The following is a 13,859-nucleotide window of genomic DNA, read 5'->3' on the forward strand; positions in this document are numbered from 1 at the left end:
AAAAATCTTTTCTTGCTTAAGGGATGGATAATTAAAAAGATTTCTAATAAGGCAACTTAACGCTTTACTAATTTCTTACCAAACGTATAAAAAAATAATAACAGGAGTAACTTTATAGCTTCACTTCCATATGAATTTAAAATATACCTCAGATGAAAATTAAAAAACTTTCAGGTATTTTGAAAGACTTAAAACTGCTGTTTCTTGACGTGGATGGAGTGCTAACGGATGGAAAGCTTTACTATACAGAAAATGGGGAAGAGATCAAAGTGTTTGATGTGAGAGATGGGGTTGGGATAAAACTGCTTCAGAAGGCAGGTATTGAAGTTGGAGTTATATCCGGAAGGTCATCCAAAGCTCTTGTAAGAAGGTTGGAAGAATTGGGTATAAGCGAGGTGCATGTGGGAAGAAACGATAAGCTTAAGGTGTTGGAAGAAGTGTTGCAAAGAAAGGGCTTAAAGCCAAAAGAGGTAGGGTTTGTAGGCGACGATTATTTGGATATTCCCGTTTTAAAAGCAGTTGGTTTTCCAGCTACTGTAAAGGATGCGCCAGAGTTGGTAAAAAGGTATGCGCTTTACGTATCAAAAAAGAAAGGTGGAGAGGGGGCAGTTAGAGAAATAGCAGAGTTAATATTAAGTGTGAGAGGAGAGCTTAAAAAACTACTGGAGGATTTCGCTTGATAAAAATTGTTTTGCTCTCCCTTACTTTAATTTTTTTGTCCTATCTGGCAAATCTTTGGATAAAAGACTATCAGCACATACCTTCCAAAAGTGGAGAAATAGGTATTTTGGAAGGAATAAGCGTTAAGGTCTTTGGTAAAAATGGGGTAGAGTGGTATGTGGAAGGTCGCAGGGCAAAGATTGAGAACACCTTGCTATCCATAGAGCAAGTTAAGTTCCAGTCCGATGACGCTACATTAACTGCGGAAAAGGCTGTAATAGACAGGATCTCAGGTGAAGGATTTGTTGAAGGGAATGTATTACTACATACAAAAGAAGGAACAATGAGCACCCAAAGGGCAGAGGTAAAGCTAAGGGAAGGAATAGCATACGGAGACGGGGAGATTGTTTTGAAGGATAGAGCTTATACGATAGAAGGTAATGGATGGCACATTCAAGTTAAACCTTTAAGGGTTATAATTAAGAATGCTAAAGTGACAGCGCAATGAAAGCTCCTATTGTCTTATTACTAACGTTTATTTTGGCTTATTCTCAACCCATCCTTGGCGAGGCAGACACCATAACCTACGAAAAAAACGTGATAATATACACTGGTAATGTCAGGATAACGAAGGCTAAAGAAACGCTTACCGCAGACAAAGTAATAATACACCTGGACGAAAACAAAAAAGCCCATTTTGCAGAAGCTGAAGGTAAGGTCTTTTATCAAGATGGAAAAAGAACTGCAAGGGCTGATAGAGCTTATTACGACTTTAAAAAGGAAATAATTAGGTTGGTAGGAAATGCAAAGGTTGAGGAGGGACCTAATTTTGTAGAAGCTGATGAGATCATCTACTACAGAGCGGAGGACAGAGCAGTAGCTATAGGTAAAGGCAAAAAAGTAAGAACATTCTACGTAGAGGAAAAGAAATGAATAAAAGTCAATTGATCAAAAAGATTTCCAAGGAGCTAAACTTGGATACAACCAAAGTAAAAGAACTATTGGAATGTATTCTTGATAGTATTATAGAAGTGCTTATAGAAGAAAAGAGGATAGAGCTGAGGAATTTTGGTGTTCTAAAGCTAAAAAAACTAAAAGGAACTTTTGTTAAAAATCCTAAGAACGGTGTTGAGATGTTTGTTGGTGAAAGATATACGGTTAGATTTAAACCTTCTAAAAAGTTGATAGAGATGATCAATGAAAAGGATCAAGTGTGAGGTGCTTATAGTAGGGGGTGGCCCTGCTGGTTCCACTACCGCATACAGACTGGCAAGAAGTGGTGCAAAGGTCCTGGTGGTGGATTTCAAAAGGGTTATAGGCTCTCCCGTGCAGTGTGCAGAGTTTGTTCCCATACAGCTTTATCACAGATTTGGTGAGTTCTTTGATGAAATGGTTATAGCTCAAAAGGTTAATAAAATGATTCACTTCACGCCTTGGGGAGAAGTTATATCTATGGACTCTCCGGGCTTTGTTCTAAACAGGGAAAACTTTGACTACAAAATACACCTGCTGGCTTTAGAAAGTGGTGCTAATTATATGCTAAGGACTAAGTTGGTTGATTTTGAAGGCAGGGTGGCGGTTTTAGAAAATATAGACAGTAGAGAAAAGATTTTGGTTGAGTTTGACCTTTTGGTTGGAGCGGACGGGCCTCGTTCAAAGACTGCAAAGCTTTCGGGAAACCACACCAAACACTTTTTAACCACAGCACAAATAACTGCACCGCTGAAACATCCTACCGAGGACCTGCTTATCTTTTTTAGGGATTATATACCCGCTGGCTATGGTTGGATCTTTCCAAAGGGCGCACTTGCAAATGTAGGAGTAGGCATAGATCCTTCCTTTGGTGTTAATGTTATGGAGGTTCTAAAGGTGTTCGTCGATGAGCTTGTTCAGAGCGGTTTTATTGAAAATAGGGTTTTAAGAAGGACTGGGGGATGGATACCTGCAGAGGGTCTTTTGGACGTGGTTAGAGGGAGGGTCATGCTGGTTGGTGATGCGGGAGGTTTTTGTCATCCTATAACAGGTGGAGGCATAGCTAATGCGGTTCTGTCTGGAAATATGTGTGCAGAAGCTATTTTGGGCAATAGATTGGAAGATTTTGCAGAGTATGCAGAGGACATATTCGGAGAAACTTTAAGAAGGGCAAGTTTAAAAAGAAAAAAGTATATGAAAGAGTGGAACAATTTGGAAGAGAGGATCCGAAAAACATGGATAGCTTTCAAAGAATACTGGGAAGACTAATTTATTGAAAATGAGATTCATTTGATATATATTTTAGGGAATGGAGGTAAGCTTAGACGAACTTAAGAAGAATTTTGAGAGGTTTTTAAAGAGCAAGGGGAATAAGATAACGAAACCAAGGTTTGACATAATTGATATGATAGCAAGCTATGGGGCACATTTTGAGATAGAGGATTTGGTTAAGTGGATTTCTTCCCAAAATAAAAATATAGCTTCTCGATCCACTATATACAGAACGGTAAAGCTTTTACAAGAATTTGGTGCCATAAGGGAAGTCATCAAACTGAACAACAGAACGATTTATGAGTTTGTTGTAGGAAAACAGCATCACGAGCACTTAATATGCATAAACTGTGGAAAGATTATAGAATTTTACAAAGAGGATATTGAAGTTCTGCAGGATGAGGTTTGTAAGGAATATGATTTTACTCCCATAAACCATAGGCTTGAGATATTTGGTATATGTAACGAGTGCAGAGGTAATTCCCGTGAAAATAGAGTGGGATAGCCTTTGGCTAAAAACCACAAGACCTGAGCACATCCAAAGAGAAAACAACACAGAAAATCACAGCTTCGAGGTAATCCTAAACAATTTCCTTAATAAGAAAAACAGCACCACGGACATAGACGCTTTAATAGAAAGGGCTTCCTTGAGGTATGGCGTACCAAAGGAAATTATAAGAGCGATCATCCAAGCAGAGAGCGGTTTTAACCCAAGGGCATACAACAAAAACAAAGACGGGACAGAAGATCGGGGACTTATGCAGGTAAATTATCAACACAACTTAGCTTTAATGAAAGAATACGGTATTACAGATCCAGACCAACTGTATGATCCGGCCATAAATATAGAAATCGGGACGAGAATTCTGTATGAGAATTACAAAAGGTTTGGTAATTGGGTTATGGCTATAAAGGCATACAACGGTTTGAACGCAGACAATTGGGATTACGTAAAACGTGTTTTGATGAATGTAAAACAAACCAGTAGGTTTTAGAAAGATAACTTATAATAAAGATTGTTAAAAAACTGCATTTATATGCTATGCCTAACAAAGAGGAGATTAATAATAGATAAAAGAGTTCCTATCATAACCCCCTCTGAAAACCTTTTGGGCTTGAGCTTTTTGAGTAAGTTCAAGTGAGAAAGTATAGCATAGTAAATCCAAAGAAGAAGGGTTATCAAAAGTTTTGGGTCATCTATCCAATGCTTTCCAAATTGGGAGCGTGTCCAAAAACTGCCAAATACTAAGGTTATAGTAAAACCTAAAAAGGTTAAATTTGTAAATAATCTCTCTGCTGTTATCAAGCTGTTTAAAGGAACATAAGCTTGAAAAAGGGTATGGGTCTTTAATCTTCTTTCTATTAGCAGCTTAAGAGAAGAGGACATACCACCCAGAAAAGCAAAGAGATAACTCAAAGATGCGGATAAAAGGTGTAAACCATAAAGAGTGCTTTTGTATGGAGAAGGAGAAGAGGGCAAAGCAAAGAGTGTGGAAAGAAACCCTATAAAAGCTACCATATAGCTAAAGTAAAGTAGCTTGCTGTATTTGTATGATAGGAGAATAAAGGCTAAGACTAAAAGGTTGCCAAGCAGGGAAAAAAAGCCATAGATATCACCAAAGGGAAAGGTATTTTGATCTAAGTATCTAAGGGCAAAGTATATGAAATAACAAATTAGGGCTAAGCCCATAAAGCCATTGGCTAAAAATCTATGAAACTTTGAGGTTATAAGATTGTAAATACCAAAAAAAGAGGAAACAAGGTAAAGGAATAAAGCTAAAAAGAGCATAATTAAAAGTTTAAGACACCTTCTTCAAAGCTTGCCTTATACTTCTTGCTATACCTTCCGCATCTATTCCTACTAAATTCCGCAGAAGATTCTGATTTCCGTGCTCTACAAACCTATCTGGAACTCCGAGCATGATTACCCTTTTAAGTATTCTCTTTTGTGAAAGAAATTCCAGAACGCCAGAACCAAACCCCCCGACTATGGTGTTGTCCTCTACGGTTATAAACAAATCATACCTTAAGCAAAGGTCCAAAAGCATAGACTCATCCATGGGCTTTACAAACCTTGCATTCACCACTCCCATTTTTATGCCTTCCTTTCTGAGTTCTTCTGCCGCTCTTAGTGCCTGATACACTGGATAGCCCACCGCAAGGATAACACCATCTTCTCCGTCTAAGAGCTCCTCCCAAGAGCCTATGGGTATGTTTTTCGGTTCTTCCACCTGCACGCCGTAAGCTGGACCTCTCGGATATCTAAGGGCAAAGGGAAGGGTTTGGTTTAGTCCAGTGTATAGCAAATCAACCAGCTCTTGCTCATCCTTTGGTGCGCAGACTATCATGTTTGGCACAATTCTCAAGTAAGAGAGGTCAAAAACTCCGTGATGGGTTGGCCCATCCTCTCCCACAAGTCCTCCTCTATCTATGGCAAAAACCACATGAAGCTTTTGAAGGGCTATATCATGTATGACTTGGTCGTATGCTCTCTGCAAAAAGGTAGAGTAGTAGCAAGCTACGGGTTTTAGTCCCTCTGCTGCCAAACCACCTGCAAAGGTGCATGCATGCTGTTCTGCAATGCCCACGTCAAAGAACCTTTCTGGAAACCTCTTGGCAAACTCCACAAGGCCTGAGCCTTCCTTCATGGCAGGCGTTATTACCACTATCTTCTCATCCCTTTCTGCAAGTTCTACTATAGCTTTACCAAAAACCGAAGTCCAAGTGGGAGGAGAAGGCTTTTTTATAAACTCTCCAGATTCTCTTTTGTAAGGTGCTACACCGTGCCAAGTAACTGGGTCGTTTTCCGCTGGTTTATACCCTTTACCCTTCTTTGTGTATACATGAAGAAGAACTGGACCCTCTATATCTTTTACGTTCTTCAGGGTTGTTTCCAATGCTGGCAGGTCGTGTCCGTTTACAGGACCTATGTAGTTAAAGCCTAGTTCTTCAAATATTATCCCAGGGGAGATTATACCCTTTAAGAACTCTTCTGTGAGCTTTACCAATCTTTTTGCGGGACTGCCAAGATGCTCGGCTATTTTTTTCACTTTCTGACGGGTTTCTTGCACAAAGTGTCCACTTATGATCTTGCTAAGATAGGTTGATATAGCTCCCACATTGGGAGAAATGGACATTTCGTTATCGTTGAGTATAACTATAAACTTGTTTGGTCTTATGTGTCCTGCGTTGTTTAGAGCCTCAAAAGCCATACCGGCGGTCATAGCGCCGTCACCTATAACTACCACCACATACCCATCCCTTTTGAGCAGATCCTTACCTACCCTAAAGCCCAAACCTGCAGATATGGATGTAGAGCTATGACCTGCACCAAAGGCATCGTATGGGCTTTCCTCCCTTCTTAGAAAGCCGGAGATTCCACCATATTGTCTTAAAGTGGGAAATTGGTCCTTTCTGTCTGTGAGGATCTTCCAGGGATAGGCCTGATGCCCGATATCCCAAACTATAACATCCTTTGGAGGGTCAAAAACCCTAAGTAAGGCTATGGTTAGCTCCACTACTCCAAGCCCTGGGGCTACGTGCCCACCGTTTTTAGCAGTTACCTCTATTATGTAGTCTCTGACTTCTTCTGCGAGTTTTTCCAATTCCTCATACGTCATATACTTGAGGTCTATTGGTCCTTTGTAGTTTTCTAAAAGCATAAAATTTAAATATATTCCTAACGTACTTCTTTATAATGACTCATTAACCAAACACATAGCTTTTTCTGAAACCGCTATTGTCTAAACTTAGATGGTATAGGAAGGAGCAGTCCAGCGATTATATACAAGGACAGCGATGGATACAACTTGAAAAGCTTAGGAAGAACCTAAAACACAAAAGCTAAAACTGTCATATCCCCTAAGGCATAAAACCCGTGAGGCTCTTCTCTTTCGTAAAGAACATAATCCCCTTCTTTTAGCTCTACTGCGTTCCTTTCCGAACCTAAGAAAAAAATACCCTTTCCAGAAAGGACTAAGGTTATAACTCTGTGAGGAGATGTGTGCAGAGGAACCTTCTGTCCTTCCCTTAGGCAAAACAGTATGGAGCGCAAACCGTCTTCATTTAGAAGCATCTTCTTCGTGGGCATAAGCTGGGAAAACTCCCTTTCAGAAGTAGAAATAACCTTTGCCATGGCTAACCTCCAAACCTAAGTTTTATTGCAAAGAATACTATCAACAGAGACAAAATAAGGTTTAAAAATCCTAACAACCTTGCGATATAGAGGTTTAACTTTTTTTCGTATGCCCTTTTGCCAAAATAAAGGTCGTGGCTTAAGGATAAGATGACTACTCCACCAAAGGCAAGTAGTTTGTGCAGAAGTGTACTAACGTAAGGATTTGAAAAGTCAATGAGTTGTGAGAAACCTATTGTGTAGTGTATATTTATCAAGCCTGTTATGAAGAGACCTGTCAAGGATAGGAATGTGCCATAAAAACTAAGCCTCTTCCCTAAGTTCAAGAATAGCTTTTCTCTGTCTTTTGAACTTCTCAGAGTTGGAGCTACTACAAGAACAAGGGCCAACATCCCACCTACCCAGACGCAGGCAAAGAGCACATGCAAAAAAAGGGCAAGCTCTTTTAAAGTAATCATTTACATACATTATAAGCCTACTTTATTATAAAAGCAACCGCGTTTATTTCTCAAGAAACACTATAGAAACTCCCGATCCGCCTTCCCTTGGGTATCCTTCTCTGTAAAAAATCACATCTTCAGAATTCTCTAAGAATTCTTGCACAACCCTTTTTAATGTGCCGGTTCCATGAACCACCTTTACACTTTTAACTCCAATAGCCTTTGCTTCTTTTAAAAAGATCTCCAGCCTGTATAGAGCCTCTTCTGTGGTTAAACCCGTCAAATTTACTTCCGTAGGTAAAGCCTTTTTCAACTCTAATTTGTATTCTTTGCTTTCTTCTGGGGGAGCGTGAGTTTTCTTTACCTTCTGCACATCCACCCAAGCTTTTACACCGCCAAAGGATACATGCAGTTTATCATCCTTTACTTCTAACACCCTTCCCCTTGAACCCATAAATTCAATCCAGTCGCCCACCTTTATCCTCTCACTATCTGTCTTTTTGGTTATATCCTGTTTTTTCTCTCTGAGGAATTGTCTTATCCTTTGTCTGTCTCTTGCAGTTTTTAGTATTTCCTGCGCTTCCCTTTCTATTTGCTTAAGATATTCCAGTGCCTGAGACATGCCTTCCTTGTATGCTTCTTCTTTTATCCTGCTTGCTTCCGACAGGACTGCCATATACTCAGCCTTTATCTTTTCCAGCTCCATGCGTGAATGCTCAAGCTCTTTGAGTTTTTCCTGATATTCTCTTATTAACTCTTCTAAGCTCTCTTTGGCTTTGGAAAACCTTTCAAACTCTGCAGGTATTTTTTGGCTTGCATACTCCAAAATCTCCTCTGGCATGCCCAACCTTCTGGCAATTTCAAAAGCCATACTGCTTCCTACGGAATCGTAGAGTATGGTATAGGTAGGTTTAAGAGTTTCTCTGTCAAAGGATACACTGGCAGGAGTGTAATAATCTGACCCAATGGCGTAGAGCTTGACAGGAGTGTGGTGTGTGGTAGCAAAGACAAAGGCTGACTTTCTTTTGAGATATTCAAGCACACCTATGCTAAGAGCGGAACCTTCAATAGGGTCAGTTCCTGCGCCAAGCTCATCCAAAAGCACAAGCGTTTTTTGATTGACAAAAGGTAAAAACTCCACTAAGTTAGAAATGTGAGCAGAAAAGGTAGAAAGGTTTTGTTCTATGCTCTGCTCATCCCCTATGTCTGTGAATATGCCTTCAAAGACAGGTAATTCTCCATCCTCTATGGGAATAGGTATGGCAAGCTGAAACAGAATGCAACACAGTCCAAGGGTCTTTAAGGCTACCGTTTTACCACCCGTATTGGGACCAGTTAGTATTAGCCCCTTTTTACCCTCTATCCTTATGTTTATGGGAACCACCTCTTCTTTTGTGAGAGCTAAGATAGGATGCTTTACATTTTTTAGAATTATTCTTTCTTCAGAAATTCTTGGAAATTTGCCCTTTATTTCTCTGTTGAAGCTTGCAAGGGCTTTTAGATAGTCAATCTTAAGCAAAGTGTTAAAGGCTTCCAGAAGTTTGGAACCAAACTCACCTATGTATGAGGTTATCCTTCTTAATATCCTTTTTATCTCCTCCTCTTCTTCTTCTTTTAGGACTACCAGCTTGTTGTTAAGCTCTATTACACTGTGAGGTTCTAAGTATGTTGTGTATCCAGAAGAAGAGGTGCCATGCACTATACCCACTATTTTGTTTATCTCCGTCGTCTTTACTGGCAGGACATATCGGTTGTTCCTTATGGTTATTATTCTGTCTGAAAATAGTCTTTCTGCATCCGGACGGTTTAGGATGTTTTCCAGGCGTTTGGTAATCTCTCTTTCCACTTTCCTAATTTTGGACCTTATATTTGAAAGCTCCTCGCTGGCACTGTCTTTGACAAAGCCTCTTTGGTCTATAGAACTTTCTATTAGGCTTTCTATCTGCGGAAATTGATGTAAAGTTCTTAGTATGCTGCTGAGACTTTTGCGCACAGGCACATGGGAACCTAAGTTCCTTCTTACTTCCCTTATTAGCTTTATTACCCTGTATATGCTTAAGATCTCTTCCAAACTCAGCACCGCATCTTGCAAAGTGGCCTTTTTTATCTGAACCTCCACATCCTCAAAGGGGTAGATAGTGAGGTTTTCTTCTACGGCAAAAAAATCTTCAACTAACTGTATTTCTTGCCTTAAGACAGATGGATCAGTAATAGGCTTTAGATTTTCTAAAAGTCTTTCTGTAGCCTTTGAATTAAAGTAGGTTTTTATTCTCCCCAAAATTTTTGCTAACTCTAAGTGAGCAAAATCTTTTTCCCTCACAAAGAAAATTTTAAAAGCTTTGCTTAAATTATAATTCTTAAGGAGGTGCATACATGGAAGAGGAAAAAAGCACTCAAGAGCAGATCATAGAAGAGCTTAGAGAAGAAGAAAAAAGAATAAAGGAGCTGGAAGAAAGAGTTGCCAAGCTTGAGCAGATTGCGAGGCTTTCCAACCAAAGATTGGTTGAGCTACAAAGGGACTACGAGCTTTTGAAAGAAAGGTATAGAAGGGACTTAGAAGAATTCAGAAAGTATGGTTACGAAAGCTTGGCTTTGGACATTTTGGAAGTTTTGGACAACTTTGAAAGGGCTTTGGAAACAAAAACTGAGGATATAAACGCCCTTAGGGCAGGGGTGGAAATGATCTACAGGCAAATTTTAGCCATCTTGGAAAAATACGGAATAAGGGCGATGGATCTGGACAACAAAGAGTTTGATCCTATGCTGGCAGAAGCGGTGGAGAAAGAGCTGTCTTTAGACCATCCACCAAATACCGTTATCAGGACTATAAGAAAGGGATATTACTTGCACGACAGGGTCCTAAGGCCGGGTAGAGTGGTTGTATCTTACACGGAGGAAGAAGTAACGTAATTGAAACTTTCCCCCACCTTCACCGATCAACGGTCAAACTATAAATAAAAAGCGGGCTTGCGCCCGCCAGTTTTCAACCGTAGATGTCAGAGTCGCCCTTAACTGCCTCTATTCTTAGGATCGCATCCTCTGGAGTAACGTTGTCTCCGGGTTTTGCAAAGATCTTTTTCACCACTCCCGTTATTGGAGCGTGGATTTCGTTTTCCATCTTCATAGCTTCCACGATAGCTACCGTTTGCCCTTCCTGGACGGGTTGACCTTCTTCTACTAAGATTCTAACCACCCTTCCGGGCATAGGTGCGGTTGCGTCCCCAGGTTGGGTTGCTTTGGGAATACCCTTTTCCTTTGCTTGGACTACCGCTTGAGAGATCCCCCCTGCTGGAATGGCTTCTACCAGTGGAGTGAGTTGAACTTCTTCTAACCTTCCGTCCACCCTTATGTAATACTTCCTTGGCTTTCCGGGTTCCTGATGAGCACTTACTCCCTCTATCTTTACTTTGAACTTTTCACCATGGTAGACTATGTCAAACTCTATAGGTGCTGCTCCGGGCACAGTGCCAGGCTTTACCTCTGCAGTTTCTGGTAACTCTTCTATTGGTTCGGGTTGAAGCTCTCCTTTTTCCCTTGCTATGAAGAAGTCTTTTGCTTGCATAGGGAAGAGGGCATAAAGAAGTACCTCTTCATCGGTTGGCTCTCTTCCAAGCAAGGCTTTTGTTTCTTCGTAGGCCTTGTCCCAGTCCTCTGGATCTGCAAGGTCTGCAGCCCTTATAGAAAAGTCTGGCTCTTTGCCTGGACCAAGGATCTTTTCCACCAATTCTTTGGAAATAGGTCCAGGTGGTCTTCCGTATTTGCCCTCTACGTAATCTCTAACCTCTTTGGTGATCACTTTGTATCTCTCTCCGCTTATTACGTTTAAGACCGCCTGCACACCCACGATCTGAGAGGATGGAGTAAGCAAGGGTGGGTAACCTAAGTCCCTTTCTACGTTTGGCACCTCCTTTAAGGCTTCTTCTATCTTATCTAAAGCATTGGCTTCTATAAGTTGAGCTACCATATTAGAAATCATACCACCAGGGATTTTGTGAATGAGCACTTTGGCATTTACTCCCGCATACTCAGTTTCGTATTTCTTATACTTCCTTTTTATTTGCCTTGCTATTTCCGCACATTCGTCTATGAGCTTTAGGTCCAAGCCCGTGTCAAAGGGTGTGCCTTCTAACATGGCAACCACAGACTCTGTAGCTGGATGGGAGGAGCCAAATGCTAAGGGAGATAGGACAGTATCTACCATATCCACACCCGCAAGTATTGCCATCATGTGATTCACTATTGCGGTTCCACTCATATCGTGATTGTGAAGGAGCACTGGCAATTTCCCTTGCGTAGCTTCCTTTATGCCTTTTATGATGGCGTAGGTTTCTAAGGGCATGATGATGCCAGTGGCGTCTTTGAAGGAAAGCCAGTCTGCCCCCATTTCTGCTATTTCAAGGGCGTACTCTATCCACTTTTGGTAAGTGTGAATGGGGCTTCTGGTGTAAGAAATTTCAGCATGCACTTCACCACCAAGTTCCTTTATAGCCTTCACTGCGGTAGCGATGTTTCTGTTGTCATTCAAAGCGTCAAAGACCCTAAACACGGTTATACCATTGGCTATAGCCCTCTCCACGAATTTATAAACAAGCTTATCAGACTTTGGTCTGTATCCTACTATGTTTTGCCCTCTAAAGAGCATCTGAAGTTTTGTATTTGGCATAACCTCCTTTATTCTTCTTAACCTCTCCCATGGATCTTCCTTTAAATACCTCAAACACACGTCGTAGGTAGCACCGCCCCATACTTCCACCGCATAAAAGCCTACCTTGTCCATTTTTTCGCACAGGGGCAAAAGGTCATCTGTCCTAACCCTTGTAGCAAGCTTGCACTGCTGACCATCCCTTGGAGTTAGGTCCGTGATGAGGATTTTTTTCCTAAAGCCTCCCTTTTCAAGCTTTTTGAGGTCTTCCTGTATTTGTTCTAAAATTTCCACTGCATGCATGCTAAACCTCCTATAATCCGTGATAGTTTGCTATGGCAGAAGCTATTATAGCGACAAAATCCTCTTTGTCCCTGTGTTCAGGGTATTCAAAGAGGTGTGGATGCTCCTCTAAATACTTTGTGGTAAATTTGCCAGCTCTAAAGTCTGGGTCTTTCATGATGTTTATCAAAAGTGGGATGGTTGTTTTTACGCCGGTGATTTCGTAGGTTTCAAGCGCTGCCCTCATTCTGTCCACCGCAACCTCCCATTGAGGTGCCCATACGATCAGTTTGGCAATCAGTGAATCGTAGTATGGAGTTACCTCAAAACCTCTGGATGCTGCATGCTCTACCCTTATACCAAAGCCTCCAGGTACGTAGTATCTTTCTATAACTCCAATGCTCGGAGCAAAGCCTTTTTTGGGATCCTCTGCGTTTATCCTGCACTCTATGGAATAACCGTTGAACTTTATGTCTTCCTGCTTGTATCTTAGTGGTTCTCCTGCGGCAATACGGATCTGCCATTTGACTATATCCACACCCGTTATCATCTCCGTCACAGGATGCTCCACCTGGATCCGTGTGTTCATCTCAATGAAGTATAGATTGCCCTTTTCGTCTCCCACAAACTCCATTGTGCCTGCGCTGTAATATCCGATCTCCTTTGCAGCCTTTACCACCAAACTGCCATAATACTCTCTTTGTTCTGGGGTAAGTAACAAAGATGGAGCAATCTCCACGAGCTTTTGATTTCTCCTTTGAATGGAGCAGTCCCTTTCTCCGAGGTGTATGACGTTTCCGTATTTGTCTCCCAAAACTTGAAACTCTATGTGCTTTGGGTTTTCTATGTACTTTTCAAGAAGTAAATCTCCTCTTCCAAAGGCTTTTTGGGCTTCGTTGTAAGCAAGCTCGTAGTTTTTCAAAAGTTCTTCTTCATTCCTACATATCCTTATACCCCTTCCTCCACCTCCTGCAGAAGCCTTTAGAAGAACGGGATAGCCTATTTCCTTTGCTATCTGCTTTGCCTCTTGCTCATCTTTGAGTATGCCTTCGCTTCCGGGAACCGTAGGAAGTCCAACCTTCTTGGCGATTTCCTTGGACCTTGCCTTGTCTCCCATAAGCTCTATAACCTTCCAGTGGGGACCTATGAAGGTTATTCCTTTCTCTTCACAAAGCTTTGCAAAGTGCTCGTTTTCTGCCAAAAAGCCATAGCCCGGATGGATAGCTTCTGCCCCTACCTCTAAAGCCAAATCCACGATCCTCTCTGCGTTCAGATAAGTATCCAGTGGATTGACCCCTATCATGTATGCTTCGTCTGCCATTTTCACGTGCCTTGCAGTAGATTCTATCTCGTTGTATATGGCAACTGTTTGAATACCAAGCTCTTTGCAAGCCCTTATGATCCTACAGGCTATTTCTCCCCTGTTTGCTATCAGCACTTTTTTGAACATGCCTGC

The 13,859-nt window shown here is 41.2% G+C and carries 15 protein-coding genes; 8 read left to right on the plus strand and 7 right to left on the minus strand.

The window, feature by feature from the left end; genetic code table 11:
* Positions 1-152: 152 nt before the first annotated feature.
* From K217_RS0100375 to K217_RS0100405, 7 genes are read left to right on the plus strand one after another with little or no spacing between them, the layout of a single operon-like run.
* The gene (locus tag K217_RS0100375) at positions 153-680 is read left to right on the plus strand and encodes a KdsC family phosphatase (RefSeq protein WP_029551157.1); all 528 of its coding nucleotides are present in this window, start codon (positions 153-155) and stop codon (positions 678-680) included.
* The gene (locus K217_RS0100380; RefSeq protein WP_029551158.1) at positions 677-1,168 is read left to right on the plus strand and encodes a hypothetical protein; all 492 of its coding nucleotides are present in this window, start codon (positions 677-679) and stop codon (positions 1,166-1,168) included. The genes K217_RS0100375 and K217_RS0100380 overlap by 4 nt, the downstream gene beginning before the upstream one ends.
* A complete protein-coding gene (lptA, locus tag K217_RS0100385) occupies positions 1,165-1,593 on the plus strand; it encodes a lipopolysaccharide transport periplasmic protein LptA (protein ID WP_029551159.1) in 429 nt (142 codons plus the stop codon). Before K217_RS0100380 ends, lptA begins: the two co-directional genes overlap by 4 nt.
* The gene (locus tag K217_RS0100390; protein WP_029551160.1) at positions 1,590-1,877 is read left to right on the plus strand and encodes an HU family DNA-binding protein; all 288 of its coding nucleotides are present in this window, start codon (positions 1,590-1,592) and stop codon (positions 1,875-1,877) included. Before lptA ends, K217_RS0100390 begins: the two co-directional genes overlap by 4 nt.
* A complete protein-coding gene (locus K217_RS0100395; protein ID WP_029551161.1) occupies positions 1,858-2,901 on the plus strand; it encodes a geranylgeranyl reductase family protein in 1,044 nt (347 codons plus the stop codon). Before K217_RS0100390 ends, K217_RS0100395 begins: the two co-directional genes overlap by 20 nt.
* Positions 2,902-2,941: 40 nt before the next feature.
* Positions 2,942-3,409 carry a Fur family transcriptional regulator gene (locus K217_RS0100400; protein WP_029551162.1) on the plus strand — a complete coding sequence of 156 codons (468 nt, stop codon included), beginning with the start codon at positions 2,942-2,944 and terminating at the stop codon, positions 3,407-3,409.
* Complete coding sequence (locus K217_RS0100405; protein ID WP_029551163.1) at positions 3,390-3,899, plus strand: lytic transglycosylase domain-containing protein; 510 nt, start codon at positions 3,390-3,392, stop codon at positions 3,897-3,899. Before K217_RS0100400 ends, K217_RS0100405 begins: the two co-directional genes overlap by 20 nt.
* Positions 3,900-3,937: 38 nt before the next feature.
* On the opposite strand, the gene ccsA is transcribed toward K217_RS0100405, so the two are convergent.
* The 5 genes from ccsA to K217_RS0100430 all read right to left on the minus strand — a co-directional run bounded on the left by ccsA (position 3,938) and on the right by K217_RS0100430 (position 9,799).
* Positions 3,938-4,693, minus strand: a complete 756-nt coding sequence (ccsA, locus tag K217_RS0100410; protein WP_029551164.1) for a cytochrome c biogenesis protein CcsA — start codon at positions 4,691-4,693, stop codon at positions 3,938-3,940.
* A 10-nt stretch (positions 4,694-4,703) separates the two neighbouring features.
* Positions 4,704-6,566 carry a 1-deoxy-D-xylulose-5-phosphate synthase gene (gene dxs / locus K217_RS0100415; protein WP_029551165.1) on the minus strand — a complete coding sequence of 621 codons (1,863 nt, stop codon included), beginning with the start codon at positions 6,564-6,566 and terminating at the stop codon, positions 4,704-4,706.
* A 167-nt stretch (positions 6,567-6,733) separates the two neighbouring features.
* Positions 6,734-7,039, minus strand: coding sequence for a cupin domain-containing protein (locus K217_RS0100420; RefSeq protein ID WP_052177999.1), 306 nt, complete (start codon positions 7,037-7,039; stop codon positions 6,734-6,736).
* Between the two features lie 2 nt (positions 7,040-7,041).
* Positions 7,042-7,497 carry a hypothetical protein gene (locus K217_RS0100425; RefSeq protein WP_029551167.1) on the minus strand — a complete coding sequence of 152 codons (456 nt, stop codon included), beginning with the start codon at positions 7,495-7,497 and terminating at the stop codon, positions 7,042-7,044.
* A 43-nt stretch (positions 7,498-7,540) separates the two neighbouring features.
* Positions 7,541-9,799: an endonuclease MutS2 gene (locus tag K217_RS0100430; RefSeq protein ID WP_029551168.1), complete on the minus strand. Its 2,259-nt coding sequence runs from the start codon at positions 9,797-9,799 to the stop codon at positions 7,541-7,543.
* 53 nt (positions 9,800-9,852) lie between these two features.
* Between K217_RS0100430 and K217_RS0100435 the strand changes: the two genes are divergently transcribed.
* Positions 9,853-10,389 (plus strand): nucleotide exchange factor GrpE, encoded by a 537-nt coding sequence (locus tag K217_RS0100435; RefSeq protein WP_029551169.1) that lies wholly within the window; start codon positions 9,853-9,855, stop codon positions 10,387-10,389.
* A 73-nt stretch (positions 10,390-10,462) separates the two neighbouring features.
* Here K217_RS0100435 and cfiA read toward each other — a convergent pair whose 3' ends face one another.
* Both cfiA and accC read right to left on the minus strand, forming a co-directional pair.
* Positions 10,463-12,424 carry a 2-oxoglutarate carboxylase large subunit gene (gene cfiA, locus K217_RS0100440; protein WP_029551170.1) on the minus strand — a complete coding sequence of 654 codons (1,962 nt, stop codon included), beginning with the start codon at positions 12,422-12,424 and terminating at the stop codon, positions 10,463-10,465.
* A 10-nt stretch (positions 12,425-12,434) separates the two neighbouring features.
* Positions 12,435-13,853 carry an acetyl-CoA carboxylase biotin carboxylase subunit gene (gene accC / locus K217_RS0100445; RefSeq protein WP_029551171.1) on the minus strand — a complete coding sequence of 473 codons (1,419 nt, stop codon included), beginning with the start codon at positions 13,851-13,853 and terminating at the stop codon, positions 12,435-12,437.
* Positions 13,854-13,859: the final 6 nt, after the last annotated feature.

It is taken from the genome of Thermocrinis jamiesonii (assembly GCF_000702425.1).
In the GTDB taxonomy this organism is placed as follows: Bacteria; Aquificota; Aquificia; order Aquificales; family Aquificaceae; genus Thermocrinis; species Thermocrinis jamiesonii.

Coding starts and splice junctions, on each gene's coding strand:
- K217_RS0100375 (WP_029551157.1), top strand. CDS start 153: ATGAAAATTAAAAAACTTTCAGGTATTTTGAAAGACTTAAAACTGCTG.
- lptA (WP_029551159.1), top strand. CDS start 1,165: ATGAAAGCTCCTATTGTCTTATTACTAACGTTTATTTTGGCTTATTCT.
- K217_RS0100390 (WP_029551160.1), top strand. CDS start 1,590: ATGAATAAAAGTCAATTGATCAAAAAGATTTCCAAGGAGCTAAACTTG.
- K217_RS0100395 (WP_029551161.1), top strand. CDS start 1,858: ATGAAAAGGATCAAGTGTGAGGTGCTTATAGTAGGGGGTGGCCCTGCT.
- K217_RS0100400 (WP_029551162.1), top strand. CDS start 2,942: ATGGAGGTAAGCTTAGACGAACTTAAGAAGAATTTTGAGAGGTTTTTA.
- ccsA (WP_029551164.1), bottom strand. CDS start 4,693: ATGCTCTTTTTAGCTTTATTCCTTTACCTTGTTTCCTCTTTTTTTGGT.
- dxs (WP_029551165.1), bottom strand. CDS start 6,566: ATGCTTTTAGAAAACTACAAAGGACCAATAGACCTCAAGTATATGACG.
- K217_RS0100420 (WP_052177999.1), bottom strand. CDS start 7,039: ATGGCAAAGGTTATTTCTACTTCTGAAAGGGAGTTTTCCCAGCTTATG.
- K217_RS0100425 (WP_029551167.1), bottom strand. CDS start 7,497: ATGATTACTTTAAAAGAGCTTGCCCTTTTTTTGCATGTGCTCTTTGCC.
- K217_RS0100435 (WP_029551169.1), top strand. CDS start 9,853: ATGGAAGAGGAAAAAAGCACTCAAGAGCAGATCATAGAAGAGCTTAGA.
- cfiA (WP_029551170.1), bottom strand. CDS start 12,424: ATGCATGCAGTGGAAATTTTAGAACAAATACAGGAAGACCTCAAAAAG.
- accC (WP_029551171.1), bottom strand. CDS start 13,853: ATGTTCAAAAAAGTGCTGATAGCAAACAGGGGAGAAATAGCCTGTAGG.